We start from the raw sequence: 25,137 nt of genomic DNA, 5'->3' as shown, positions 1-25,137 counted from the left end.
TCATGGGCCGATTCGGGAGCTACCCACGATTCACGGCCCCGCATCTCGGCCTGCGCACCCGCGGCTCCGCGCGGATCGACGCCTCGCTGCGGCGACTGAGTGTCTCCGGGTTGCCGATCATCCAGTGCGCGCTCGCCGCGGGCATCGCGTGGTTCGTGGCGACGGACGTCGTCGGGCACGTCACGCCCTTCTTCGCACCGATCGCGGCCGTCGTCTCGCTCGGTGTGTCCCTCGGGGCGCGGATGCGACGTTCGGCCGAACTCGTCGTCGGCGTCACGGTCGGCATCGGTGTCGGTGACGCGATCATCGCCCTCATCGGGACCGGCCCGTGGCAGATCGCCCTGGTCGTCGCGCTCGCGATGTCGACCGCGGTCTTCCTCGACAGCGGCGCCATCATCGCGATGCAGGCGGGATCGTCGGCCGTGCTGGTGGCGACGCTCATCCCGCCGGGCAACGCCGGCGGACTCAACCGCATGGTCGACGCGTTGATCGGCGGTCTGGTGGGACTCGCCGTCGTCGCCGTCGTGCCGACGCACCCCGTGCGCCGCGCACGCAAGGACGCGGCCACCGTCATCGCCACGTCGGGCCGGGTACTGCAACTCGTCGCGGACGGTCTCCTGGCCAACGACGCGGAACCGATCGCCAAGGCACTGAAGGCTGCGCGCGCCACACAACCGGCCATCGACGCGATGCGCACCGATCTCAAGGGCGGGCGCGAGATCAGCCGCATCTCCCCGCTGTACTGGAACAGCAAGCAGCGCCTGGCCGAGCTCGCCGCGACGGCGGATCCGCTGGACAACGCGGTGCGCAACATCCGGGTTCTCGCCAGGCGCTCCCTGTCCCTGGTGCGCGACGACGAGATTCTCGACCCCCGACTGGTCGACCTCGTCGAGAAGCTCGCGCAGGCCACCGAGGTGGTGCGGAAGATGATGCTCGCTGATCCCGGCGAGCAACCCGACCGAGCCGAGGCAGCGCGGGTTCTCCGGCACGTGGCAGTCGGTGCGAAGGCGGAGCTCATGCAGGACGCCGGCCTGTCCGCGGTGGTGGTGCTCGCGCAGATCCGGTCCATCGTCGTCGACCTGCTCCAGGTGGCAGGGCTCTCGCGGATCTCCGCGCTGGCGACCCTGCCCCCGACCGTCGACCACCCCGCCGTGCCGCCCGAGCTCGACTACTAGGTTCCCGCTGCCGTTCCGTGTTCCCGCGGACGCTGCAACCCCTCCTCGAGTACGGAAGCCCTGCGGGAGCTGCCGGTACACAGGACGAAGATGCTCCACAGGCGGGCGACAGGAAGGCGTGTCCCCGTCCGCGCGTGATCGACACTCACCGCCATGGACCTGCACCGCCGCGCCACCGGTGACGTGACAGATGCGGCGCTGCGCGGTCTGGTGAGGCGCGGCGAACTGGTCCGCGTGAGCCGCGGCTCCTACGGCCCCGGCTCGGAGTGGGCGTCGGCATCACCAGACGAGCGCTACCGCCTGCGCGTGCTCGGAGTCATGGCGGGACGCACCGCGGTGGCCGTCGCCAGTCACGAGTCCGCGGCGGCGCTGCATCGGCTCCCCCTTCTCGCTCCCGACCGAGACCGAGTGCATGTGAGCGTCGACGGTCGAGGAGGTGGTGCGTCGACGAGGAGGGTCGCCGAGCACCGGGTGCCGCTGTCCCCGCTGGACGTCACCACCGTCGACGGTGTGCAGGTCACGACGCCGACGCGGACGGCGCTCGACATCGCGTGCACAGTGGGACTCGATCGTGCGCTGTGCGCTGTCGAGTCCGCACTCCGCACGGAGGCGCCGGATCTGCAGGAGTGCCTCGCACGGCTCGGGCGCCGTCGCGGCATCGCCACCGCCCGCCGCGCGGTGGACCTCGCGAGCCCTCTCACCGAGAGCATCGGCGAATCGTGGAGCCGAGCCCTGATGATGCAGTGGCCCGAGATTGCCTCGCCGAGGCTGCAGCATCGCTTCCTCGACGATCGTGGTCGCATCGTGGCCCGCACCGATTTCGACTGGGACGGTCGGCTGATGGGCGAGTTCGACGGGCTGACGAAGTATCGCGGCGGAGCACAGTCGGTGATCGACGAGAAGCTGCGCGAGGACGCCCTCCGCGCGCTCGGCTGCCATGTGGTGCGGTGGACGTGGGACGACCTGCGTCATCCCGAACGGCTACGGCGTCTGCTCGCGGCCGGGATGGCCATCGCGTTCCGCTGACGCCGGAGGTCTCTGGGTTCACGCGGCCGTTCCGTGTTCCCGCGGACGCTGCAACCCCTACTCGAATACGGAACCCCTGCGGGAAGCGTGACTCACCATATGCACACATTCGCATGTATGGTCTCGATCATGGGAGCGGGGCACGGACATGCGCACACACCGGCGGCTGGTGAGGCCGGCACCGGGCGGCTGCGACGCATGGGGATCGCGTGGTTCGTGCTCGTCGCGTTCTTCGCCCTCGAGCTGACCGTCGGCCTCATCATCAATTCGCTGGGCCTGCTCGCCGATGCCGGGCACATGCTCACCGACATCATCGGCATGTCGATGGGCCTCGTTGCGCTCACGATGGCCCGGCGCGGATCGAATTCTGCCGCACGGACATTCGGGTGGCACCGGGCCGAGGTGCTCACCGCTGTCGCCAACGCGGTGCTGCTGCTCGGGGTCGCGGTCTTCATCTTCGTCGAGGCGATCCGCCGCATCGGGGACCAGCCGGACATCCCGGGCCTCGCGATGGTGCTGACGGCCGCCGCGGGACTCGTCGCCAACATCGTCGTCATGCTGCTCATCCGCGCCGACGCGAAGGACTCCATCGCGGTACGCGGGGCCTATCTCGAGGTGCTCGCGGACACCGTGGGCAGCGTCGGGGTGCTCGTCGCCGGTGTGCTGCTCCTGGCGTTCGACTGGACGTGGGCGGACATCGTCGTGGGTATCGCCATCTCGCTGTGGGTGGTGCCGCGGGCACTCTCGCTCGCCGGCCAGTCGTTGCGCATCCTCACGCAGGCCAGCCCGTCGTCGGTGGACATCGGTGCGCTCGAGGCCGATCTGCGGGCGCTGCCCGGAGTCGTCGACGTCCACGACCTGCACGTCTGGACCCTCACCACCGGCATGGACGTCGCCACGGTGCACATCACGTCGGACGGTTCCGGATCGGTGATGCTGGCCCGCGGGAAGGAAGTGCTCTCGGCCTACGGCCTGGACCACGCCACCGTGCAGGTCGAGCCCGCGGTGCACGGTGCCACCTGCCGCGACGAGCTCACCTGGTAGCAGGCCGGTCGGGATGGTGACAGGCATCGGAACACCTGTGCGACCATGACACGGCAGGTCAGTACCTGCGACGTGCTGGCGAGGGGAATCCGGTGAGAATCCGGAACGGTCGCGCCACTGTGAGCGGGCCTCGTCGTCCGTGAGTCAGATCGCCGATCCGGCACGTGAGACTCGAATCGGACGCGCAATCTGAGGAGTTCCACTCGTGCACATCGCCGAGGGTTTTCTGCCACCCGTTCACGCGGCAGTCTGGACGTGCGCCGCGGCGCCGTTCGTCGTTCACGGCGCTCGCGCCGTCGTCGTCCAGGTCCGGGAGAACCCCCGCAGCCGTTTGCTGCTGGGTGCTGCCGGTGCCTTCACCTTCGTTCTCTCCGCCATCAAGCTGCCGTCCGTCACGGGCAGCTCGAGTCATCCCACCGGGACCGGCCTGGGCGCGGTGTTGTTCAAGCCGCCGGTCATGGCGTTCCTCGGCACGGTGGTGTTGCTCTTCCAGGCGTTGCTGCTCGCGCACGGCGGCTTGACGACGCTGGGCGCCAACGCGTTCTCCATGGCGATCGTCGGCCCGTGGGTGGGGTACGCCGCGTTCCGTCTCACCGGCAGGCTGGGCGGTGGTCTGTCGCTGTCGGTGTTCTTCGCGATGATGCTGGCCGACCTGTCGACGTACTGCACGACGTCGGTGCAGATCGCGCTCGCGTTCCCGGATCCGCAGAGCGGCGTACTCGGAGCCGTCACCAAGTTCCTGTCCATCTTCGCTGTCACCCAGATTCCGCTCGCCATCGCGGAGGGCCTGCTGGGTGTGCTGGTGTTCCGCGTCCTGCGGACCGTGGCGACGCCGGAGCTGCGGGACCTCGGAGTGCTGCGCCGCGAGAAGGGTGCCGTCGATGCGTAGGAACGTGGTGATCAACCTGCTGCTCGTCCTCGGGATCGTCCTCATCGTCGGCGCCGCGCTGGTGCTCGACGCGGGACGCAGCGGCGACGAGGAGCGGTTCGTCGGTACCGATTCGGCCGCCACGTCGCAGATCGAGGAGGACCACCCGGACTACGTGCCGTGGTTCGAGTCGGTGTTCTCGCCGACGTCGGGCGAGGTGGAGTCGGGACTCTTCGCGCTGCAGGCCGCGCTGGGTGGACTCGTCCTGGGGTACGTGCTGGCGGCGCTGCGCGGTCGGCGCAAGCTCGACGCGCTCCGCACCGAACTCGAACGGACGTAGGTGCAGGGTCTCGCGGTCGACGACGCGGCCTGGGCCAGTCCGTGGCGCACGCGCGCGGTGGGCGACAAGGCGGCACTGTCGCTGGGCCTCGTGCTGTGCGCGCTGCTGCTCCCGCCGTGGCCCGGTGCGCTGATCGTCACGGTGGTCGCGCTCGGTGCGGCCGTCGGGGCTGCCCGCACACCGCTCCGGCCGGTGCTGCGTGCGCTCACCGCACCGGCTGCGTTCATCGCCCTCGGCGCCGTCTCCGTCGCCGTCACGGTGACCGCCACGCCGGACTGGAGTGTCGGGGTCACGGCCGACAGCGCGCGACGAGCGCTGGAGGTGTCCGGTCACGCGATCGCCGGGACGTCGGCCGTGCTCCTGCTGGCCGTCACGACACCGATGATCGACATCCTGACCGGGTTGCGACGGCTGCGGGTACCGCAGGCATGCATCGACGTCGCCGCCGTGATGTACCGCTTCCTGTTCGTGCTGCTGTCGTCGGTACGCACCATCCGCCAGTCGCAGACCGCCCGCCTCGGCTACTCGTCGCCGCGCCGGTCGCTGCATTCCGCGGGTCTGCTGACGGCCGCTGTGCTGATCAAGTCGTGGGACAGGGCCTCGCGGCTCGAGGCGGGGCTGGCGGGTCGCGAGTTCGGCGACGCGGTCTCGGCGGATCCGGTCGACCGGCAGCGCAGTTCGCCGAGCTTCCTGGTGACCGTCGTGGCGGTGCTGGGAGCCGTGGTGGCGCTGTCCCTGCTGGGACATCGCGCATGAGCCACCGCACGCTCACCGCCCGCGACCTCGAGGTGCGGTATCAGGGCGGGCCGCCGGTGTTGGCCGGCGCGAGCCTGAGCGTTCCCGCCGCGGCGAGGGTGGCGCTCCTGGGCGCCAACGGCTCGGGCAAGACGACCCTGCTGCGGTGCCTGTCCGGAGCGATCGTTCCCGATGGCGGCCGGGTGGAGATCGACGACGTCGCACTGCGCCACAGCCGGTCGGGCCTGCGGGCACATCGCCAGGAGGTGCAACTGGTGCTGCAGGATCCGGACGATCAGTTGTTCTCGGTCGACGTGTACCGAGACGTCGCCTACGGTCCGGTGAACCTCGGCCTGGGGCCCGACGAGGTGCGCGAGCGCACGGAGGCGGCGCTCGAGGTGATGGGCATCGACCATCTGCGGTCCCGGCCGACGCACCAGCTGTCCTACGGTGAGCGCAAGCGCGTCGCGACGGCCGGCGCCGTGGCCATGCGGCCGTGCATCCTGTTGCTCGACGAACCGACGGCCGGGCTCGATCCGCAGGGCGTCGACGAGATGTTCGCCGCGCTGCACCGCCTGGAGAATCACCACACGACCGTGGTGCTGTCGACACACGACGTGGCCCTGGCGCTGGAGTGGTCGAACTCGGTCGCCGTGGTCGTGGACGGCGCTGTGGTGCAGGGGGATCCGGTGACGTTGCTGTCGGACATCGACCTGCTGGGACGGGCCAGGTTGCGGACACCGTGGCCGTTGGCGCTCGCCGCGGACCTCGTCCGGGACGGCATGCTCGAACAGGGATCGCGACCACGGGACGCCGAAGAACTACGAAAGATGCTGAGCAGCAGTATCAGTCGGCGCTAACGTACGAGCAACCACTGCTTGTCGTGGCGGTAGATGGTGGACCGGGTGGTCTCGCGGGGGATGTCGATGCCGTCCTTCGTCAGACGCGCCGCCGTGGCTCCGAGTTGCATCGCCCGGCCGGTGATCCAGCGGCGGCGGAACAGTCCGCGCTTGCCCTGCACCCGAGCTCGGAGTCCCGGCATCTCGAGCGTCGGGGTGACCTCGATGCCCGGCACCTCACCGGAGAAGAGCTTGGTGTCGTCGACGTAGGCCTCACCGACGAGGTGGCCCGACGGCCCCGAGACGGTGGCGAGTCCGACGACGGCCGATCCGGCGTCGTCACGGATGAGGGGAGTGGGGGAGGCGGTGCCGGACAGCGCGACCTTGGCGGCGCGCGATCCGGTGCCGACGCGGAAGAGGTGGCTGGCCTCGCTGGCGGTCTCGGCGACGTAGGCGAGCTCGATGTCGAGTCGGTCGCGCCGCATCAACCGGGTGAGGACGGCGGCGAGCGAGGCGTCGGTGCCGAGCACGATCAGCCGGGGGTCGTGCACCGCGTCGAGTTCGGCGAGCAGGGCGTCGCACTCCTCCTTCGACGGCACCTCGGGTACCGCGGTGAGCGGTAGCGAGGACAGCGCGATGGGCAGCAAGGGCCTGCCGCACTGCAAGACGAACGGAGTCACGCGAATTCCTTCTCAGCCGGACGGGTCTGCCCCACCCTAATCAGGACACGGTCGTCGTGGACCCCGGGAAGGCGCTTGCCCGGTCTCGATTTCGCGTCGCTTTGACCGTGCCGCCGCGACAGAAGACCAGGCAGTACGGTGTGCGGTCGGCTGTGAGCGGCACGTGTCGTCTCGGGCGGTACACTGTGTCACCGGTCATGGTCGGTGCGCGTTCCGCACGTCACGAAGTGCGTTCCGACACGTGCCACAGCCCGGGATGGTCCGGCTGTCCACCCGAGTGATGGAGCAACACATGCCGGCAATCGTCCTCATCGGCGCCCAGTGGGGCGACGAGGGCAAGGGCAAGGCCACGGATCTGTTCGGCGAGCGACTGCAGTGGGTGGTGCGCTACCAGGGTGGCAACAACGCCGGCCACACCGTGGTGCTGCCGAACGGCGACAAGTTCGCGCTTCACCTCATCCCGTCGGGCATCCTCTCGCCCGGTGTGAACAACGTGATCGGCAACGGCGTCGTCGTGGATCCAGGTGTGCTGCTCACCGAACTCGACGGCCTCGAGAAGCGCGACGTGGACACGTCGAAACTGCTGCTCAGCGCCGATGCGCACCTGATCATGCCGTACCACGTGGCCATCGACAAGGTCACCGAACGTTTCCTCGGTGCCCGCAAGATCGGCACCACCGGACGCGGCATCGGCCCGTGCTACCAGGACAAGATCGCCCGCGTCGGAGTGCGCGCGGCGGATGTCCTGGACGAGAAGATCCTGACCCAGAAGGTCGAGGCCGCACTGGAATTCAAGAACCAGGTGCTCGCCAAGATCTACAACCGGCGCGCCCTCGAGTCGGAGAAGGTGGTGGAGGAGGTGCTCGGCCAGGCCGAGGGCTTCAAGCACCGCATCGCCGACACCCGGCTCGCGTTGAACCAGGCGCTCGAGCGCGGCGAGACCGTGCTGCTCGAGGGCTCGCAGGGCACGCTCCTCGACGTCGATCACGGCACCTATCCGTTCGTCACGTCGTCCAACCCGACGGCGGGCGGCGCGGCCGTGGGTTCGGGCGTCGGCCCGGGTCGGATCACCACCGTCCTCGGCATCCTGAAGGCGTACACCACGCGCGTCGGCTCGGGCCCGTTCCCGACGGAGCTGTTCGACGAGTCGGGCGAGTACCTGGCCAAGCAGGGCGGCGAGGTGGGTGTCACCACCGGCCGCGCCCGGCGCACCGGCTGGTTCGACGCCGTCATCGCGCGGTACGCCACGCGCGTCAACGGCATCACCGACTACTTCCTCACCAAGCTCGACGTGCTGTCCTCGCTCGACACCATCCCGATCTGCGTCGCGTACGACGTGGACGGCGTGCGTCACGACGACATGCCGATGACGCAGACCGGGTTCCATCACGCGAAGCCGATCTACGAGGAGATGCCCGGGTGGTGGGAGGACATCTCGGGGGCGCGGACCTTCGAGGAGTTGCCCGTCAATGCCCAGAGGTACGTGCTGCGTCTCGAGGAGCTCTCGGGGTCGTACATGTCGTACATCGGCGTCGGTCCGGGCCGTGACCAGACCATCGTGCGGCGCGACATCCTGTCCTGACACGGTCGAGATATCACAAATGGCGTGACGATAACGCCAGGATGGCTCATACTGTGGCTCAGGTTCGCTATGAGGTGGAACAAAACGGATCCCCCTCTCGGCGAGAGCAGGTCAGTGGAGGACCGCTATGGACAGCACCTACGTCGGGCTCGAGGTCTTCCAGTGCCAGTTCGAGCGTTTCAGCTTCGAGCACTCGTGGATCGGTGACCGTGTCGGTGAGCTGATGCTGGGGCCGCGCGGCGGCGGCATGCTCGAGTTCCAGCACGCCACGGTCTTCGCGCTCCCCGAGGGCGGCGCGCACGAGGTGCACGGCGACATCCTCGCCTGGTACCTCGCGCACGGCGGCCCGAGTGGATCGCTCGGCTACCCGCTCACCGACGAGAAGCGCACTCCGACGGGCCACGGCCGCTACAACGTGTTCGAGAACGGCACCGTCGGATGGCTCCCGGGTACCGGGGCATTCCTCATGGGATCCGTCCGCACCGCCTGAACTGGACTGCACCCCGGTGTCCACCGAGGTGGATACTGGACCTCATGGTGACTCGCGTGATCGGTGCCTCGACTCTCTCGCGGGACCTCGGGCACTGGCGGCCGTCGGGGCGGCACCGGCCGGTCTACCGGGCACTCGCCGACGGGATCCGGCTCCTGGTGCACGACGGCCGCATCCCCCTGGGCGTCGCCCTGCCCAGCGAGCGCGATCTGGCGGGAGCCCTGTCGCTGTCCCGCACCACCGTCACCAACACGTACGCGGCACTGCGTGACGAGGGGTACCTGTTGAGCAGGCAGGGTTCCCGCAGCACGGTCGCACTGCCGCGGACCACCCTGGCGGGGCGGCCGGCCCGCGCGGCCGCGTCGGTGATCGATCTGACCCATGCCGCCGTCACCGCCCCGTCCGACGAGGTGACACAGGCGTACGCCGCTGCGCTGGAGGCACTTCCGGCCTACTACACAGGTCACGGCATCGAGCCGGTCGGTCTCGCGACACTGCGGCAGGCCCTGGCTCGCCGGTACGACGAGCGCGGGCTGCCCACGTCGCCGGACCAGATCATGGTGACGTCCGGCGCGCAGCAGGCCTGGCGGCTGCTGCTCGAGGTGCTGGTGTCGCCAGGTGACCGGGTGGTGGTCGATCACCCGACGTATCCCAATGCGCTGGAGGCGATTCGACGAACTGCGGCGCGCGCGGTGCCCGTTCCGTTGAGGCCGCGGGAGTACTCGACCCCTGGATCGGCGCGCTCGTCGCGGCGATGGGACCTCGACGCGATTCGTGACGCGACGGTGCAGACGGGGGCGCGAATGGCGTACGTGCTGCCCGACTTCCACAATCCGACGGGTGCCCTGCTCGATGTCGCCGGCCGCGCGGAACTGGCGTCGAACGCCCGCCGGACCGGCACCACGCTGGTGGTGGACGAGTCGATGGCCGACCTGTGGCTGGACGAGGCGCCGCCCGCTCCGGTCGCGGCGGTGGGGCATCCCGGCACTGTCGTCACCGTGGGGTCCGCGTCGAAGGCGTACTGGGGTGGTCTGCGGGTCGGCTGGATCAGGGCGTCGCCGTCACTGATCTCTCGCTTGGCGACATCGCGGGCCGCCGTCGACATCGGCACGCCGATCATGGATCAGCTCGCGTGCGCGGCACTGATCGAGCGGCACGAGGAGATCTTGGTTCCCCGCCGCGCGGAACTCCGTGGTAACCGGGATGCGCTGACGGCGGCTCTGGCGCGGCACCTGCCGGACTGGTCGTACGACCCGGCGCCGGGCGGCCTGTCGTTGTGGGTTCAGATGCCTGCCGCGGCGTCCACGGCTCTCGCCGCGATCGCGCCGGCGCACGGGGTGGCGCTGGCGGCGGGGCCGCGGTTCGGGGTGGAGGGGGCGTTCGAGCGCCACGTGCGCCTGCCGTACACGGAGGGTGCCGATCGATTGGAGGCTGCGATCGACCGAATTGCGTTCGCGTACCAATCCCTGAAACCGACCGACGGGGATTATTCTGCCGTCGTGCTGTGACTTGGGGCGGCCGACGGAGAATGGTCGGCCAGTCAGCGGGAGCCGAAGACCTCGTGATCGAGTTCGGCCATGTCCCACTGGAGCTCGGAGCCGAGTTCCTCGTGGTCCGCGCGCGATGCGGCGCGTCCGAGCAGCACTGCGGCACCCGCGGCGACCAGCAGCCACACCACTCCGACGACCACGACGACTATCACGATTCCGTTTGTAGCACCTCGAACTGAAAACATTCTGTGAAACGCGAGACTTGGATCGGTTTCTTACGGAGTAAACCGGAATGAATCTCGATCGGCGCGCTCGGCGGCTGCCCGCTCGCCGATTCGCGTCGGTTTGCGCGGAGGTACTCGTGGGTACAGTCGAACGTATGAGCGATGCGAATGACACCACCAAGACAGGCAATGCGGACGTCGACCAGAGCGCGGAGAAGGATCCGTCCGACTGGGTCACCGGTGACGAGCCGCCCACCGGCCCCCAGTTGAGCTACCTCGAGACGCTGGCCCGCGAGGCCGGCGAAGAGGTGCCGTCGGACCTGACCAAGGCGCAGGCGTCCGAGATGATCGACAAGCTGCAGTCCGAGACGGGCCGCGGAACCAGCTAGACCCCGTCCGTGCCGCGCGCGTCGTACTCGGCGCGCGCGGCCGTCACGGTCGGAAGCGTCGATTCGACGAACTCGATGAGGCCGACGAGCCGGGTCGCCGTCTCGCGCCCGAGGTCGGTGAGTGCGTACTCCACCTTCGGCGGAATCTGTTCGAGCACGGTGCGGGTGATCAGCCCGTCACGCTCCAGCCGCTGCAGTGTCTGCGACAGCATCCTCTCGCTGACCCCGTCCACGCGCCGCCGCAGAGCCCCGAACCGGTACGGCCCCTCGTGCAGCGCGGCGAGCGCCAGCAGGCCCCAGCGACTGGTGATGTCCTGCATCGTGTCGCGGGACGAGCAGTGGCGAGAGAACACGTCGGCTTCGAGTGTCGGGTCGGTGTCGGGCACGAGCGCCATCCTACCAGCTGGTCCGTAAGTGGTTACGAGGAATGTTGCACTGCACGAATAGTAAGTGCATAGTGGTGCCGACGGCCGGATCGGTCGCAGCGGCACACCCTCGTGGTGCGCCGGACGACGCTCACTCTCCAGGGAGACATGCTCATGACCACGACAGCGGTGACCGGCGCGACCGGACAACTCGGCAGCGCAGTGATTCGATCGCTCCTCGATCACGGGGTCGCCGCGGGCGACATCGTGGCCGTGGTGCGCGACGAGGCCAAGGCCGCCGACCTGGCGGCGCGCGGTGTCGTCGTCCGCGTCGCCGACTACGCGGATCCCGCTGCGTTGCGCGCCGCTCTCGACGGGGTGGATAAGCTCCTGCTCGTGTCGGGTTCCGAGCCCGGTAAGCGAATCCCGCAGCACACCAACGTCATCGAGGCTGCCGAGGCGGCCGGTGTCTCACTCATCGCGTACACCAGTGTGCTGAAGGCGCCGACGAGCGGCATCAGTCTCGCGCCCGAGCACGTCGCCACCGAGGAGCGCCTCGCGTCGTCCTCCGTGCCGTCCGTGCTGCTGCGCAACGGGTGGTACTGGGAGAACTACGCGGCGTCGATCGGCCAGGCACAGCACACCGGCGCCATCATCGGGAGCGGTGGGTCGGGTGTCGTGGCCGGTGCTGCTCGGGCCGACTACGCGGCGGCCGCGGCCGCGGTGCTGATAGCCGACGACCAGGCGGGCGCCGTGTACGAGCTGGGCGGCGAGCGTCTGACGTACGAGGGTCTGGCGGGTGCGATCTCCGAGATCATCGGCGCGCCGGTGGAGTACCAGGATCTGAGCACCGACGAGCACATCGGCGCGCTCGAGGGTGCGGGACTGCCCGCGCCCGTCGCGCAGATGCTGGCGAGCGCCGACGCGGGCATCGCCCGCGGCGACCTCGACACCGAGTCGGGAGATCTGACTCGACTGCTCGAGCGTGAGCCGGTCTCGGCCGTCGACGCGCTGCGCGCCACGCTGAGCTGAGCCGACCGGTCAGGACCCCGGCGCCAGCGCCGCGAACCAGCGCAGCGCGTCGGGGTCGTCGACCGACTCCGGATCGGCCACCGTCGACGGGTCCGCACCCGACAGGATCTTCTTGACCGGGATCTCGAGCTTCTTCCCGGTCCGCGTGTGCGGCACGGCGCGGATCTCGATGATGTCGTCCGGGACGTGACGCGGCGAGGCCTCCCTCCGCAGCGCCGCCGAGATGCGATCGCGCAGATCGTCATCGAGCTCCACGTCGTCGGACGTGACGACGAACAGCGGCATCCAGTAGCTGCCGTCCGGGCGTTCGAGACCCACGACGAGACTCTCTGCGATGCCGGGCAGACGCTCGACCACGCCGTAGATGTCGGCGCTGCCCATGCGCACACCGTTGCGGTTGAGCGTGGCGTCCGATCGTCCGTGGATCACCACGCTGCCCCCGCTGGTCACGGTGATCGAGTCGCCGTGCCGCCAGACGCCGGGGAACGTGGAGAAGTACGCGTCGGCGTAGCGGTCACCGCTCGGGTCCTTCCAGAACCCGACGGGCATGGACGGCATCGGCGCGACGATGACCATCTCACCCGGTTCGTCCACCAGCGGGGTCCCGTCGTCGCTCCACGCCTCCAGAGCGACACCGAGATTCACGGCAGGAATCTCGCCGGGGACCACGGGCACCCCGGTGGGCGCTCCCACGAATCCGCTGACGACGTCCGTGCCGCCCGACACCGGCGCGAGGTGCACCGACCGCCCCACGTGCTCCGCCACCCAGCCGTGCGCCGCGGCGGGGAGGACCGACCCGGTGACCCCGAGAATGCGCAGTGCCGAGAGGTCCTGTGCCCGAGCCGGTTCGACCCCGACACTCTCGCAGTGCAGGAGGTACCCGGGACTGGTGCCGAGCACGGTCACGCGGTGCCGCGCCGCGAGCTCCCACAGTGCGCCGGCGTCCGGATGGCCGGGGCTGCCGTCGTAGCAGACGACGGTCGAGCCCACGAGCAGCCCGGCCAGCAGGTAGTTCCACATCATCCAGCTGGGTGAGGTGTACCAGAGGAACACGTCGTCCTCGGTCATGTCCGACTGCAGCGCAGCAGATTTGAGGTGCTCGAGCAGAACACCGCCGTGTCCGTGAACGATGCCCTTGGGGCGCCCGGTGGTGCCGGAGGAGAACAGCACCCACAGTGGGTGGTCGAACGGGACAGGCTCGGGGAGCACCCGTGGGCCACCGCGCCCCTCGTCGAGCAGATCGTCCCATCGGACGGCTCCGGGTACGTCGGTGCCGAGTCGGGAGAAGGCGATCACCGCCCGCAGGGAGGGAATCGAGGCCTGCAGTACCGCCACCTGGTCCCGGCGGTCGCGGTCCACACCGGCGAAGCGGTAGCCGTCGGCGGTCACCAACACCGTCGGTTCGAGCTGTCCGAGCCGGTCCACCGCGGCGGCCGCGGAGTAGTCCTGCCCGCACGAGGTCCAGACGGCGCCGAGTGCGGCGGTGGCGAGGAACGCGACGGCGGCCTCGGTCGTGTTCGGGACGTAACCGGCCACCCGGTCGCCGCTCCGCACGCCGAGGCGGTGCAGCGCGGCGGCGATCGAGGAGATCTGCTCGGCCAGTTCCGCGTAGGACGATGTGCGGGTGCCGAGTCCGCCCGGTTCGGTGTCGTCGATGATCGCCACGGACTCGGGTGACCGGTCGCACCACGCCAGTACGCGATCCACGTAGTTCACGCGGGCACCCCGGAACCACTGCCGCCCGCTGAACACGCGGGGGTCCTCCGAGGGGGACAGGACGGACTCGTGACCGGTGAGCGGCACGTCGAAGAAGGTGCCGACACCGGCCCAGAACTGTTCCGGCTCGTCGACCGACCAGCGATGCAGCGCGCCGTAGTCGGAAGAGGAGCGTCCCGTGAACGTGACGACCGAGTCCGAGAACCGGGCGAGAGGGCGGGGGTTCATGAGGACAGTCTGATGAACCCGCTCGGCGAGCCCGGCGCCGTGATCATTCCGTTACTCGCCGTGACCTGATCGTGATGTTCCGGTTGGCCGAACCGCGATGTCGATCGATCAGAGTTGTCTGCAAGGCGGTCCAGCCCAGGGCCCTTCGCTACACCCTCGGTACCGGTGCGAGACACCGCGTCCGAGCAGCGCCGCAGAAGGAACATGATGACCACGGTTGCTCCTTCCCACCACTCCTCCAGCCCGTTCGACGTCGTCGTCCACGCAGGCCACGACGGCCGCCGCATCGTCGCCGTCCGTGGCGACGTCGACCTCGTCACCGCGCGCGACCTGACCCGCTGCCTCCGAGCGGCCGTCTCGAACGGCCCCGTCACGGTCGACCTCACCGACGTCCGGTTCTTCAGCTCGGCCGGCGTGACCGCGATCGAGGACGTCCTGTCGGACGCCCCGACCGCGATCGACGTCGTGATCTCGCCGTCACCTCGGGTGCGGCGCACTCTCGGTGTCCTCGGCCTCACCCGTCTCGTGCCGGTCGTGGCTTCGGTGGAACCGGAGCCGCTCGCGAGCTGACCCGCTCGTCACGGACGCAGGATGATCTTCACGGCTCCGTCCTGCTTCTTCTGGAAGATCTCGTAGGCGTGCGGCGCCTGCGTCAACGGCAGGGTATGAGTCGCGAAGTCGTCCACGCCCAACGGATCGTCGTCCGTCAGCAACGGCATGATGTCGTCGACCCACCTCTTGACGTTCGCCTGACCCATGCGCAGTTGGATCTGCTTGTCGAACATGGTCATCATCGGCATCGGATCCGCCGCGCCGCCGTACACGCCGGACAGTGAGATCGTGCCGCCCCGGCGGACGATGTCGACCGCCGAGTAGACCGCGTCGAGGCGGTCCACTCCGGCCTTCTCCATGAACGGTTTCGCGAGGGCGTCCGGGAGCAGACCCGCCACCTGCTGCGCGGCCTTCGCCACCGGTGAGCCGTGGGCCTCCATTCCGACCGCGTCGACGACCGAGTCGGTACCGCGGCCGTCGGTCAGTTCGCGGACGACGTCCCCCACCTGCCCGCCGTGGGCCCGGAGATCCACCGTCTCGATGCCGCGAGCGCGAGCACGCTCGAGCCGTTCGGGTACGCGGTCGACGCCGATGACGCGGTATCCGAGATGGGTGCCGATGCGTGCCGCCATGTCGCCGATCGGACCGAGGCCCAGCACGGTCAGCGAGCCGCCCTCGGGCACCCCCGCGTACTGCACGGCCTGCCACGCGGTGGGCAGTACGTCGGACAGGTAGACGAATCGCTCGTCGCTCGGGCCCTCCGGGACCTTGATGTGGGTGAAGTCGGCGTGCGGCACCCTCAGGTACTGCGCCTGGCCGCCCGGCACGGATCCGTAGAGCTCGGAGTAGCCGAACAGTGCTGCGCCCATACCGGTCTCGCGTACCTGGGTGGTCTCGCACTGGGTGTACAGCGACTGATCGCACATGAAGCACGAGCCGCACGAGATCTGGAACGGGACGACGATGCGGTCTCCCACCGCCAGCGTCGACACGGCGCTGCCGACCTCGCGCACGATGCCCATCGGTTCGTGGCCGAGGATGTCACCGACGTTCATGAACGGCCCGAGCACCTCGTAGAGGTGCAGATCGGAGCCGCAGATGTTGGTGGACGTCACCTCGATGATGGCGTCCGTCGGATCCTGGATCGTCGGATCCGGGACGTTGTCGACGCGGACGTCGCGCTTGCCGTGCCAGGTCACTGCTCTCATGATGTGCCTTTCGTGTCGTGCGGATGCGGGAATGCTCAGGTGATCGGGGAACCGCCGGTCACGCCGATGACCTGCCCGGTGATGTAGCTGGACTCGCCCGAGGCGAGGAACACGTACGCGGGTGCGAGTTCCGCGGGCTGTCCCGGACGTCCGAGCGGCACCTGGTCGCCGAAACCGTCGACACTGTCCGACGGCATCGTGGCCGGGATCAGCGGTGTCCAGATGGGTCCGGGTGCCACGACGTTCACGCGGATGCCCTGCTGGGCGACATCGCTCGCGAGCCCCTTGGAGAAATTGATGATGCCGGCCTTGGTGGTGGCGTAGTCGAGCAGTTCGGGTGAGGCGCTCACGCCCTGGACGGAGGAGGTGTTGACGATGGTCGAGCCCGGATCCATCACGGCCACAGCCTTCTTGGACAACCAGAACAACGCGTACAGGTTGGTCTTCAGTACGCGGTCGAACTGCTCGGTGGTGATGTCGGCGATACCGCCGCTCTGGGCCATCTGGAACGCCGCGTTGTTCACGAGAATGTCGAGACCGCCCAGTTCGCGCACCGCGGTGTCGATCAGGGCGTCGCAGTGCGCCTCGTCGCGGATGTCACCGGGGACGCTGACGGCCCGGCGGCCGGCCTCCTCGACGAGCCGCACCGTCTCGCGCGCATCGGGCTCCTCGGACTCGAGGTACGACAGCACGACGTCGGCGCCCTCGCGCGCGAACGCCAGGGCGACGGCGCGGCCGATGCCGCTGTCCGCTCCGGTGATCAGTGCCTTCCGGCCGGTGAGCCGCCCTGATCCGCGGTAGGTGGACTCCCCGTGGTCGGGGGTGGTCCGCATGTCCTCGGTCAGCCCGGGATGCGAGATCGGTTGCTGCCCATCGCGATCCGGCGTCGCGTAGGCGGTACGCGGGTCTCTCTTGGAGTACTGGTCGATCGAGCCGTTCGACGAAGTCATGCCGGTCGGGTACCCGCGTACCCGACCGGGAATCCTGGTCCCGCCTCAGGAACGCGGGTGCAACAGCGCTCGCGAGAATCGTCCGGACACGTCGTGACGCACCCGTCCGTCTCGGCCGATCGACACGACGCCGCCGGCCCACGAGGGGTCGGTGTCCGCCGCGGACTGCGGGTCGGTGGTGCCCTCGGCGTCGGTGCCGTCGTGCGAGCTGACCGTCAGCGACCGCCTGATGGACTCGTCGATACCCACGAGAGAGTCGACGGCGTGCGCGAACGTGTCCGTGGCCGCGTTGCCGCGACGGACGATCATGTCGTGATGCAGGCTGTCCACCAACGAGATCACGGTGCCGGGCGGCATCTGTGTGATGGCGGCGACGGCTCGCCCGACGATCGGTGTGGGAGCCAGCGGCACGCGGAACTGGGGCCGCGACAGTTCGGCGATGGTCGCGTAGCGGGTGAGCAACTCGGGGTAGGTGAGCACCTCGGTCCCGCCGATGTCGTACGACCCCGGAATGGGCTCGTCACCGAGAGCGGCGGCGATGATGTGCAGGACGTCGGTCGTCGCGATCGGCTGCACCTTCTTCACCATCCAGCTCGGCACGGGGGTGACCGGGAGCCGTTCGACCATCCTGCGTACGAGCTCGAACGAGGTGGAGCCGGACCCGAGGATGATGGCCGCCCGGAACACCGTCGCCGGGACGGACGAGTTGAGGAAGACCTCCTCGACCTGCAGGCGGGACGTGATGTGGTCGGAGAGGTCCTCGTCGTCGTCGGGCACGTGGCCGGACAGGTAGACGATGCGGCCCACGCCGTGCTTCTCCGCGGCGCGCGCGACGGCCTGCGCGGCCTCGCGATCCTTGGTCACGAAGTCGCCGTCGTCCATCGAGTGCACGAGGTAGACGACCGCGTCCGCACCCTCGAGCGCGGCGTCGATGGACTTCTCGTCGGTGATGTCGAAGTGGACCGGCGTCACGTCGTCCTCCCAGCTGAAGGAGGACGCCTTGCTGTCGTCGCGCATGGCGGCGAGCACGTCGTGACCGTCGCCCAGCAGGATGGGAACGAGACGTGAGCCGATGTAGCCGGTGGACCCGGTGACCAGGATGCGCAAGACATGCCTTTCGAGTGAGTGGTCCTGGTTTACCCGTCCCCGGTCGCGGTCAATCTGTGCCGAGTGTCATGCCCGCTGCTGCTCGAGGAGGTCGGATGAACGCGTCTCGAGAACGGGAGCCGTCGGACATCGCGTCGGCGCTGGCGGCGTTCGCTCGCGACCTGACGGCGCACACCGATCTCGACGACACGTTGCGCAGGGTCACCGAGGCGGCCCTCGATCTGGTTCCCGGAACGGACGCCGCCGACGTGGTGGCGATCTCGGGCAGGTCGTCGTTCACCTCGCACGGGCCCACGTCGTCCCTTCCGCCGCGGCTCGACGCAGCTCAGATCGAGTTCGGGGAGGGCCCGTGCCTGGACGCGGCGACCACCACCGCGGTGGTGCGGGCCGATGATCTGACCACCGACACCCGGTGGCCGAAGTATGCGCCGATCGCCCTGGCGGAGGGCGTGCGGAGCTCGCTCTCCTTCCAGCTCTTCACCCACCGCGACACCTTCGGTGCCCTGAACCTGTTCGCGTTCGAGCCCCGAGCCTTCACCGACGACGCGATCATGGTCGGGGAGGCGCTCGCCACCCACGCCGCGATCGCTCTGACAGCGGGTCGGGTCGAGGATCAACTGCATTCGGCCCTGGCGTCCCGGGACGTCATCGGGCAGGCCAAGGGCATGATCATGGAGCGTTTCGGCGTCGACGCCCAGCAGGCCTTCACCCTGCTGACCAGGCTGTCCCAGGACTCCAACACCCCGATCAGCCGGTTGTCGGTCCACTTGGTGGAGAAGGGGTCGGAGTCGGCTCGCTGAGGTGCCGGGTCACGAGAACTCGGCGTGCAGTTCGGGGAGGAACGCCGCGAGGTGGTTCATCTCCTGCCCGCAGTGCATCAGCAGGTCACGACCGAGGTCGAGGCTCAGCTGCAGATCGGTCGGATCGACCGACGCACCACGGGCCACCGCACACGCGGCCTGCGTCACGTTCGGTACGTGCAGGCCGCGGAGGTTCAGGTGGAATCGGCTGCGCATCTCGGCGCCGCCCTCGATCGGGCGGACCTGGTGGGCGAGCCACCCCAGGTCCACGGGGGCGATGCTGCTTCCGACGCGGCCGAAGACGATGGTCTGATCCGACGGCACGGTGAACCCGTGCGCCACCGGGTCTCGGAAGTTGATCCCGAGCTGCTGCAGTTTCGGCCCCACGTACTCGTCGACGTAGGTGGTGTTGCCGATGTACTTCTGCCGGTCCGTGAGGTCGGCGGTGGTGAGGTCGGTGTCCAGGGCGGCGAACTGGTGCGCGTCGGGATGCCACAACTTGTAGCGCGCGGCCTCGCTGGAGTGCCACCCGAACCACCAGTCCCACATGGCCGCAGTGACTCTCGGCATGACGGTGCGCACCGCCACGAAGACCACTCCGTCGGCGCCCTGGCCGTACCCGGTCTCCACGGCGGACGTCCCGGTCGGGCCGAGATCGCGCGTGATGTCCTCGAACCGAGGCACTGCTCCCGCCGGTAGCGCCGGGCCGGCGAAGGCGTCGGCCACGATCTGCGGCGCGGGGACGGTCCGGGCCTGCATGTAGCGGGCGTACGGGAGCGCGAAGTCGGCGCCGCGGTAGCCGGGATAGCGAACGGCGCAGGCCGCCGAGGGGAGTGTCGGCGCTGCGCGGACGCGCGGGGCGATCCCCACCGTGACCGCTCCCGCGGCGACGGCGGCCGCTCCCAACATCCCGCGACGACTCATGGCCCGATTCCTCAACATCTGTACAGAAAAGACGCCGGCGACCCCGGTGTCAAGCACGAGCGGACGTGCCGAGACGGGTGTACCCTCAACGCCTGTCATGATCGTGACGCGGCAGTCGGGGGACGGTGGAGCGGGCTCGATCAGCCCGTTCCGCCGGCGCGATCATCGTGAGCCGACCGTGACCGGTGATGGTGGTACCGGCACGTCAGGGCCGTAACATCTCACCAATGAGTGATGGTGAGACGGTGGAGAAGCCCAGAAGTCGGCGCTCACTGATCTCTGCCGCCGCGGTGCAGGTGCTCGCCGAACGCGGTCCCCGTGGGTTCACACATCGTGCGGTCGATCAGGCAACCGGTCTCGGTGCCGGCGCCGTCAACTATCACGCGCCCGATCGAGCCACCCTGCTCTCGCTGGCGCTCGACGAGGTGTTCCGGAGAGATCTCGAGGTCGCCGGTCGGCACTTCGCACTCGACACCTGGCATCACGACGCCGTGGTCGACGCCGTCGTCGGGTTCGTTCGCGACATGTGCAGCGAGGAGCATCGCGGCCGCGTCGTCGCACGGCACCACCTTCTCGGCGAGGGTCTGGTGCGGCCCGAACTCAAGGCGGCGTTCGACGCCCAGTTGGCCGCGTTCGTCGGCCTGGTGTCGTCCAAGATGAGCGAGGCGGGCTACCCCGCGACCGTGGCGTCGGCGGAACTGTTCGCCATGTCCGTGGACGGTCTGCTCACCCGCCAGGTGGTCATCGGGGTCGAACCGCTTGCCGACGAGGAGATTCCGCGCATCGTCTCCATCATCGCTCGGAGGTGGTGACGCGCCGGTCCCGCGTTTGAATCGCGTCCGTTCGGGAATGCCATTCCTGAAGAAAGGCGGCAGATGCTGCCAGCGCATCTGCGCCGACGGAAGGTTCTCGTGTGACGACGATTCATCGCGACACGATCAGCATGGTGCGTGCACACCCCGGTGTGTACGCCCCCCAGGACGATTCGAGACTGCTCTGCGAGGTCATGCCGGTGGCGGCGTCGCCCCTGGGTGCGCGTGCCCTCGATCTGTGTACGGGTACCGGAGTGCTCGCACTCCAGGCTGCGTGTCTCGGTGCACGTGAGGTGCTCGCCTACGACCTGGATGCTCGCGCCGTCGCGTGCGCCCTGGACAACGCCGAGCGCATCGGTGTCGAGGTCGATGCGCGACAGGGCACGCTCATCGACGCCCTCGCCGAGGCGCCGTTCGACCTCGTGGTCTCCAATCCGCCGTACGTGCCGTCGCCGACCGCGCCGGAGGGGCGCGGTGTGCACCGTGCGTGGGACGCCGGCGCCGACGGTCGCATCGTCCTGGACCCGTTGTGCGACAACGCGTTCGATCTCCTCACTCCGGGCGGCACCATGCTGATCGTGCAGTCCGAGTTCGCCGGTGTGGACCGCACGATCGAGCGTCTGATGCGGTCCGGCACCACGGTCGACGTGGTGGCTCGCCGTCGGATCGCGTTCGGTCCCGTCATGCACGCGCGCGCCGAGTGGCTCGAGGCCACGGGCGCCCTGCAGCCGGGTCGGCGCTCCGAGGAACTGGTGGTCGTCCGTGCCCGACGCGCCTGACGCTGCTCCCGCAGCACGGCTCGTCCGGGTTGTTCCGGGCGGGCCGGTGATGGTGGAGGGGCCCGTCGACGTGGAGATGGAGGACGGCACCCGCGTGCGGTCCGACCGCTTCATGGTGGCGCTCTGCGCGTGTCGACGCAGCAAGAACTACCCCTTCTGCGACACCAGCCATCGCCGCAAGATCCGTGCGTCCACCACCGAGGACCGGGGTCGCGACGACTGACACGGCCCGGACGTTTCACGGCGCCCTGCGGGGGCACTCCGGCGTCGTGGACACCAGGGAACAGCCGACGGTCGTCTCGTCGGAAGAGCAGTGGCGTCGGGTACTGCGTGAGCGCGGGCTGCGCGTGACCCGCCCGCGCCTGCGCGTGCTGAACGTCGTGGCGCGGCACCCACACGTCGACGCCGGCTACGTGGCCCGCACGCTGAAGAGCCAGGGGATGTCGCGGCAGACCGTCTACGGCAACCTCGACGCACTCGTGTCGGTGGATCTCCTGCGCCGGATCGAGCCCGCCAATTCGCCCGCGCTGTACGAACTTCGGGTCGACGGCGACGACCACCACCATCTGATGTGCCGGCAGTGCCGCCGAGTGTTCGACACGGCCCTCACCTCCGATGTGCGTCGACGTGCTCCCGAGCCGGAGGACGACGACTTCGACATCGACGGCGTCGACGTCTTCTTCTGGGGTGTGTGCCGTGACTGCCGGACGGGTAACCAGCAGGTATGAGCGATGATCGCGAGAAGATGCTGACGGACCACCACCGTCCGGACGGGTCCGACGATGCCACGGTGTCCGCCGTCGGTTCGGTCTCGGAGGCCCTCGAGTGGGTGGAACGCGCCCGCGGCCACCTGTACACGTTCCACCAGCTGATGGGCCACGCCGATCTCCAGTTCGGCTCTGCCGCGGACGAGCTCCGCGACGCCGGGCACGGTGACGCAGCGGACGCACTGGAGCGAGAGGTGATCGGCCGCAACGTCATCGAGGGTCGGTGGACGTTCCAGATGGTCGAGGACTTCGACGACGGGTACTGGACCACCGCGCGCGAGCACGAACGCCGGATCCGCGACGACCTGATGGACGGCCGCCGTCACGTCTTCGAGGCGGAGATGAAGGAGGATCGACGCACGCACGGCAAGCGCGGTCACGAGGCAACACCCTGACAGGAGGATCGACACGATGACGATGACGAGCGACACGGTGCGCGGCGTGCTCGACGCACCCGACGGAACGCTGCTGGTGATGCGGGACGGTGAACTGACGATGACCGACGACGATTCGGGTGCCGTTCTGGTGACCACCAAGGCGGCACTCGTCGAGCAACTGGGAGACGACCGGTCACCCGAGCGACTCGAGACGGCGGCCACCGCGCTGAACGACATGATCGACAAGCTCGGGGCGTGATCATGTCGACGTCCGACGAGAAGCACTCGGAGCCGTCCGGTGTCGCGGAGGCGTCGGGGCCACCCGACTTCGGGATCGAGCCGACGCGCCGCGACTCCGGCGACGACCGCCTAGCGGACCCGGCCGAGCAGAGCGCGACCGGTCGAGACGGTGAGCCCGAGCAGCCCTCGGACACCTGACACCGACAGGGCCGAGGACCACACGGTCTCGGTGGTGTTCGGGGGCACCGGGCGGTCGGCGATGCGATCGGCGAGCCAGTTCAGCGTCGCAGGTGCGGCGATGGGATGCAGCGACAGGTGCTCGCTGAGCCGGTCGCGCACGTACGTCACGTGGGCGCCGGCGGTGCGGTACCGCTCCACCTGCCCGTCCACGTCGTCGACGGCGATGATGGGGTCGTGCACCGCCTGCATGATGAGGAGCGGGAAGCTCGGTGCGGACTTGCCCGGCTGGATGTCCTGGAAGATCTGCACCAGCTCGGGGGTCGCCATGACGTCGGCGAGCGGGATGTCGGTGTAGCGCTCGAGGTCGTGCATCAGCAGCGTCAGAACGGCGTGCACCGTGGTCTTGCGCTCGAGTGAGGACAGAATGGTCATGCCGGGCTGCGCGACGTGATCGCGGATCGTCCGGTCCAGATCGGGGTAGGTGCGGCGCAGACCCTCGACCACCATGGTGGGCAACGCGGCGAAGATCGTGCCGTTGAGGCGGGAGAACGCCGACGCCGGATCACCGACGGGCGAGCCCAGCGCGGCACCGACGACGTTCAGCTCCGGCGCGTACTCGTCGGCGGCCTCGGCGGCCCACGACGTGGCCAGGCCGCCGCCCGAGTACCCCCACAGTGCGACGGGCGCCGAGTCGTCGAGCTCCAGAGGTGCGAAGGACAGGGCGGCGCGGATGCCGTCGAGAGTGCAGTATCCGGGTTCGATCGGTGCGCCCCAGCGGCCGTCCATGCCCTCGTGATCCGGCAGGGACAGCGCCCACCCGCGGCGCAGCGCGTACAGGATGATGAGCAGCTCGAACTGGGGCACGGCGCCGTGGGCGTGTGCTCCGTCCCGCAGCGCGTACGACGGGAAGCAGCGGTCCGAGACGGCGTCGATGGCGCACTGGTAGGACAGCAGCGGCCTGCTCCGACCCGGGACCGCGCCGGCCGGCAGCAGGACCGTGGTGACACCCGTGCGCGGTTCGCCGTGCATGTCGGACGACCGGTAGAGCAGCTGCCATGCCGACACGCGCTGGCGGATGGTGCCGAACAGGGCGATCTCGACACGGCGCGACCGCAGCACGGTCCCCAGCTCGGCCTTCTCGAACCCGGCGGGGGAGCGGTAGAACGGGTCCTTGTTCGGCGTCGTCGTCAGCCGCTCGACGGCATCGTCGGAGTCAGTGCTCCGGTCCGCCGCCGTCCCTCGCCCACCCGTGAACGCTGCATCTCGTTCGATGCTCATGTGCGTCTCGCTTCCTGATTCGTCGAGTCACAGTAACCCGACGACGCAGGAGGCGACCGACGCATGCGCGGGATCAGGTGAGGGAGACCAGCTCGTGGATGTCGTCCTTCGGCAGGCCGTCGGTCGCCACGGCCGTGACCGTGGAGCTGTTCAGCGTGATCGAACCCTTGTGGTTGTCGAGGAACGCGGTGTCGGCCGCATCGCGTCCGGTCGCGATCCGGACCAGCGTCGACCGAGGTGCGAGGCACGTCGCGTCCACGACGTGCCAGGTGTCGTTCACCAGGGCCTCCGCGACGGCGTGAAAGTCCATCGGGTCGCATCCGGGTGCGTAGACGGCGACCAGACGAGCCGGAACGTTCAGCGCGCGCAGCATCGCGACGACCAGGTGCGCGTAGTCACGGCACACGCCGGCACCGGCGAGCAGCGTGTCCGCCGCACCGTCGATGGGATCGCTGCTGCCCGGGACGTAGTGCAGTCGACGGCCGACCCAGTCGGAGACCTCCGACAACAGGACCGCGTCGTCCGACTCGCTGCCGAACTCGGTGGCAGCGAAACCGAAGAACTTGTCGGCCTCCGCGTACCGGCTCGGACGGAGGTAGACCGAGCGATCGAGATCCGTGACGGGGGACGGCTCCGCGTTCCCGGTGACGGTCGCGTCGTAGTAGACCTGCAGGTTGCCCACCGGTGCCTCGAGGACGTGGATCCGGTTGCCGTGGGCTCCGCTGACCTCGCGGGCCTCGACCGTCTTCCCGTCCAGGACGAACGAGAGGGTCTCGGCGACCTGCGCGCCGGGATGCGGGGCCACGGCGATCTGGAACTCCAGGGTGCTGGCGGCCGTGATGTCGACATCGAGGCGTGCGGAGACGACGCGTTCGGTCATGGAGGTGCTCGTTTCCGGGGGGAGAGGGGGTGTGCGCGGAGGTGTACCCAGCCTGACCAG

30 protein-coding genes and 1 riboswitch are annotated in these 25,137 nt (G+C 69.2%); of the genes, 20 read left to right on the top strand and 10 right to left on the bottom strand.

Translation table 11 applies throughout. The annotated features are described in order from the left end of the window. The first annotated feature begins 2 nt into the window (after nucleotides 1-2). From OG947_RS08695 to OG947_RS08665, 7 genes are all read left to right on the top strand, one after another. Complete coding sequence (locus tag OG947_RS08695) at nucleotides 3-1,175, top strand: FUSC family protein (protein ID WP_204869801.1); 1,173 nt, start codon at nucleotides 3-5, stop codon at nucleotides 1,173-1,175. Between the two features lie 153 nt (nucleotides 1,176-1,328). After that, nucleotides 1,329-2,201 carry a type IV toxin-antitoxin system AbiEi family antitoxin domain-containing protein gene (locus tag OG947_RS08690; protein ID WP_328813707.1) on the top strand — a complete coding sequence of 291 codons (873 nt, stop codon included), beginning with the start codon at nucleotides 1,329-1,331 and terminating at the stop codon, nucleotides 2,199-2,201. A gap of 129 nt (nucleotides 2,202-2,330) precedes the next feature. Then, nucleotides 2,331-3,245 (top strand): cation diffusion facilitator family transporter, encoded by a 915-nt coding sequence (locus tag OG947_RS08685; protein ID WP_056444318.1) that lies wholly within the window; start codon nucleotides 2,331-2,333, stop codon nucleotides 3,243-3,245. A 57-nt stretch (nucleotides 3,246-3,302) separates the two neighbouring features. Further along, nucleotides 3,303-3,449, top strand: a riboswitch (adenosylcobalamin (AdoCbl) riboswitch). Between the two features lies 1 nt (nucleotide 3,450). Next, a complete protein-coding gene (locus OG947_RS08680; RefSeq protein ID WP_204869804.1) occupies nucleotides 3,451-4,134 on the top strand; it encodes an energy-coupling factor ABC transporter permease in 684 nt (227 codons plus the stop codon). Continuing rightward, on the top strand, nucleotides 4,127-4,453 hold the full coding sequence (locus OG947_RS08675; protein WP_222638850.1) for an energy-coupling factor ABC transporter substrate-binding protein: 327 nt from the start codon (nucleotides 4,127-4,129) through the stop codon (nucleotides 4,451-4,453). Before OG947_RS08680 ends, OG947_RS08675 begins: the two co-directional genes overlap by 8 nt. Beyond that, the gene (cbiQ, locus tag OG947_RS08670) at nucleotides 4,454-5,209 is read left to right on the top strand and encodes a cobalt ECF transporter T component CbiQ (RefSeq protein WP_027506408.1); all 756 of its coding nucleotides are present in this window, start codon (nucleotides 4,454-4,456) and stop codon (nucleotides 5,207-5,209) included. It begins immediately after the preceding gene. Next, nucleotides 5,206-6,048, top strand: a complete 843-nt coding sequence (locus tag OG947_RS08665) for an energy-coupling factor ABC transporter ATP-binding protein (RefSeq protein WP_328813706.1) — start codon at nucleotides 5,206-5,208, stop codon at nucleotides 6,046-6,048. Before cbiQ ends, OG947_RS08665 begins: the two co-directional genes overlap by 4 nt. On the opposite strand, the gene OG947_RS08660 is transcribed toward OG947_RS08665, so the two are convergent. Next, nucleotides 6,045-6,707: a hypothetical protein gene (locus tag OG947_RS08660; protein WP_027506407.1), complete on the bottom strand. Its 663-nt coding sequence runs from the start codon at nucleotides 6,705-6,707 to the stop codon at nucleotides 6,045-6,047. The genes OG947_RS08665 and OG947_RS08660 overlap by 4 nt on opposite strands. Nucleotides 6,708-6,999: 292 nt before the next feature. Here OG947_RS08660 and OG947_RS08655 point away from each other — a divergent pair, with 292 nt between their 5' ends. From OG947_RS08655 to yczR, 3 genes are all read left to right on the top strand, one after another. Next, nucleotides 7,000-8,289: an adenylosuccinate synthase gene (locus OG947_RS08655; protein WP_027506406.1), complete on the top strand. Its 1,290-nt coding sequence runs from the start codon at nucleotides 7,000-7,002 to the stop codon at nucleotides 8,287-8,289. A gap of 127 nt (nucleotides 8,290-8,416) precedes the next feature. After that, nucleotides 8,417-8,779 carry an LGFP repeat-containing protein gene (locus tag OG947_RS08650; RefSeq protein WP_056443694.1) on the top strand — a complete coding sequence of 121 codons (363 nt, stop codon included), beginning with the start codon at nucleotides 8,417-8,419 and terminating at the stop codon, nucleotides 8,777-8,779. Nucleotides 8,780-8,823: 44 nt separating this feature from the next. Beyond that, a complete protein-coding gene (gene yczR / locus OG947_RS08645) occupies nucleotides 8,824-10,287 on the top strand; it encodes a MocR-like transcription factor YczR (RefSeq protein WP_222638846.1) in 1,464 nt (487 codons plus the stop codon). A 32-nt stretch (nucleotides 10,288-10,319) separates the two neighbouring features. Here yczR and OG947_RS08640 read toward each other — a convergent pair whose 3' ends face one another. Further along, a complete protein-coding gene (locus tag OG947_RS08640; protein ID WP_155957078.1) occupies nucleotides 10,320-10,481 on the bottom strand; it encodes a hypothetical protein in 162 nt (53 codons plus the stop codon). Between the two features lie 167 nt (nucleotides 10,482-10,648). On the opposite strand from OG947_RS08640, the gene OG947_RS08635 reads away from it, so the two are divergent. Then, on the top strand, nucleotides 10,649-10,882 hold the full coding sequence (locus OG947_RS08635) for a DUF3072 domain-containing protein (RefSeq protein WP_027506404.1): 234 nt from the start codon (nucleotides 10,649-10,651) through the stop codon (nucleotides 10,880-10,882). On the opposite strand, the gene OG947_RS08630 is transcribed toward OG947_RS08635, so the two are convergent. Continuing rightward, nucleotides 10,879-11,277 (bottom strand): winged helix-turn-helix transcriptional regulator, encoded by a 399-nt coding sequence (locus tag OG947_RS08630; RefSeq protein WP_197027821.1) that lies wholly within the window; start codon nucleotides 11,275-11,277, stop codon nucleotides 10,879-10,881. The genes OG947_RS08635 and OG947_RS08630 overlap by 4 nt on opposite strands. 144 nt (nucleotides 11,278-11,421) lie before the next feature. Between OG947_RS08630 and OG947_RS08625 the strand changes: the two genes are divergently transcribed. Continuing rightward, on the top strand, nucleotides 11,422-12,279 hold the full coding sequence (locus OG947_RS08625; RefSeq protein WP_197027820.1) for an NmrA family NAD(P)-binding protein: 858 nt from the start codon (nucleotides 11,422-11,424) through the stop codon (nucleotides 12,277-12,279). A 9-nt stretch (nucleotides 12,280-12,288) separates the two neighbouring features. Here the strand turns inward: OG947_RS08625 and OG947_RS08620 are convergent, their stop codons facing one another. After that, entirely contained in the window at nucleotides 12,289-14,223 is a 1,935-nt protein-coding gene (locus OG947_RS08620; protein ID WP_328813704.1) for an acetoacetate--CoA ligase, read from the bottom strand. A gap of 204 nt (nucleotides 14,224-14,427) precedes the next feature. On the opposite strand from OG947_RS08620, the gene OG947_RS08615 reads away from it, so the two are divergent. Further along, nucleotides 14,428-14,793, top strand: coding sequence for an STAS domain-containing protein (locus OG947_RS08615; protein ID WP_328813703.1), 366 nt, complete (start codon nucleotides 14,428-14,430; stop codon nucleotides 14,791-14,793). Nucleotides 14,794-14,801: 8 nt separating this feature from the next. Here the strand turns inward: OG947_RS08615 and OG947_RS08610 are convergent, their stop codons facing one another. From OG947_RS08610 to OG947_RS08600, 3 genes are read right to left on the bottom strand one after another with little or no spacing between them, the layout of a single operon-like run. Continuing rightward, nucleotides 14,802-15,983, bottom strand: coding sequence for a zinc-dependent alcohol dehydrogenase (locus tag OG947_RS08610; protein WP_027506400.1), 1,182 nt, complete (start codon nucleotides 15,981-15,983; stop codon nucleotides 14,802-14,804). Nucleotides 15,984-16,018: 35 nt separating this feature from the next. After that, complete coding sequence (locus tag OG947_RS08605; RefSeq protein WP_328813701.1) at nucleotides 16,019-16,933, bottom strand: SDR family oxidoreductase; 915 nt, start codon at nucleotides 16,931-16,933, stop codon at nucleotides 16,019-16,021. A 45-nt stretch (nucleotides 16,934-16,978) separates the two neighbouring features. Further along, nucleotides 16,979-18,040, bottom strand: coding sequence for an NAD(P)H-binding protein (locus OG947_RS08600; protein WP_328813700.1), 1,062 nt, complete (start codon nucleotides 18,038-18,040; stop codon nucleotides 16,979-16,981). Between the two features lie 95 nt (nucleotides 18,041-18,135). On the opposite strand from OG947_RS08600, the gene OG947_RS08595 reads away from it, so the two are divergent. After that, on the top strand, nucleotides 18,136-18,840 hold the full coding sequence (locus tag OG947_RS08595) for a GAF and ANTAR domain-containing protein (RefSeq protein WP_328813699.1): 705 nt from the start codon (nucleotides 18,136-18,138) through the stop codon (nucleotides 18,838-18,840). 9 nt (nucleotides 18,841-18,849) lie between these two features. On the opposite strand, the gene OG947_RS08590 is transcribed toward OG947_RS08595, so the two are convergent. Then, nucleotides 18,850-19,764: a DAPG hydrolase family protein gene (locus OG947_RS08590; RefSeq protein WP_328813698.1), complete on the bottom strand. Its 915-nt coding sequence runs from the start codon at nucleotides 19,762-19,764 to the stop codon at nucleotides 18,850-18,852. A gap of 227 nt (nucleotides 19,765-19,991) precedes the next feature. Between OG947_RS08590 and OG947_RS08585 the strand changes: the two genes are divergently transcribed. The 6 genes from OG947_RS08585 to OG947_RS08560 all read left to right on the top strand — a co-directional run bounded on the left by OG947_RS08585 (nucleotide 19,992) and on the right by OG947_RS08560 (nucleotide 22,758). Further along, the gene (locus tag OG947_RS08585) at nucleotides 19,992-20,576 is read left to right on the top strand and encodes a TetR/AcrR family transcriptional regulator (protein ID WP_027506396.1); all 585 of its coding nucleotides are present in this window, start codon (nucleotides 19,992-19,994) and stop codon (nucleotides 20,574-20,576) included. Nucleotides 20,577-20,677: 101 nt separating this feature from the next. Further along, nucleotides 20,678-21,355, top strand: coding sequence for a methyltransferase (locus tag OG947_RS08580; protein ID WP_027506395.1), 678 nt, complete (start codon nucleotides 20,678-20,680; stop codon nucleotides 21,353-21,355). Nucleotides 21,356-21,404: 49 nt separating this feature from the next. Next, complete coding sequence (locus OG947_RS08575) at nucleotides 21,405-21,578, top strand: CDGSH iron-sulfur domain-containing protein (protein WP_082544411.1); 174 nt, start codon at nucleotides 21,405-21,407, stop codon at nucleotides 21,576-21,578. 46 nt (nucleotides 21,579-21,624) lie between these two features. Then, nucleotides 21,625-22,083, top strand: a complete 459-nt coding sequence (locus OG947_RS08570) for a Fur family transcriptional regulator (protein ID WP_222646741.1) — start codon at nucleotides 21,625-21,627, stop codon at nucleotides 22,081-22,083. Next, nucleotides 22,080-22,517, top strand: coding sequence for a hypothetical protein (locus tag OG947_RS08565; protein WP_027506393.1), 438 nt, complete (start codon nucleotides 22,080-22,082; stop codon nucleotides 22,515-22,517). Before OG947_RS08570 ends, OG947_RS08565 begins: the two co-directional genes overlap by 4 nt. 16 nt (nucleotides 22,518-22,533) lie before the next feature. After that, nucleotides 22,534-22,758: a hypothetical protein gene (locus tag OG947_RS08560; RefSeq protein WP_027506392.1), complete on the top strand. Its 225-nt coding sequence runs from the start codon at nucleotides 22,534-22,536 to the stop codon at nucleotides 22,756-22,758. Between the two features lie 110 nt (nucleotides 22,759-22,868). On the opposite strand, the gene OG947_RS08555 is transcribed toward OG947_RS08560, so the two are convergent. Then, on the bottom strand, nucleotides 22,869-24,197 hold the full coding sequence (locus OG947_RS08555) for a lipase family protein (RefSeq protein ID WP_328813697.1): 1,329 nt from the start codon (nucleotides 24,195-24,197) through the stop codon (nucleotides 22,869-22,871). A gap of 73 nt (nucleotides 24,198-24,270) precedes the next feature. Continuing rightward, nucleotides 24,271-25,077: a transglutaminase-like domain-containing protein gene (locus OG947_RS08550; RefSeq protein ID WP_027506389.1), complete on the bottom strand. Its 807-nt coding sequence runs from the start codon at nucleotides 25,075-25,077 to the stop codon at nucleotides 24,271-24,273. Nucleotides 25,078-25,137: the final 60 nt, after the last annotated feature.

Origin of the sequence: Rhodococcus sp. NBC_00297, assembly GCF_036173065.1 — a bacterium.
Classification (GTDB): domain Bacteria; phylum Actinomycetota; class Actinomycetes; order Mycobacteriales; family Mycobacteriaceae; genus Rhodococcoides.
Note: the sequence above shows the minus strand (reverse complement) of the source record. Positions and strands in the feature narration are given on the sequence as shown.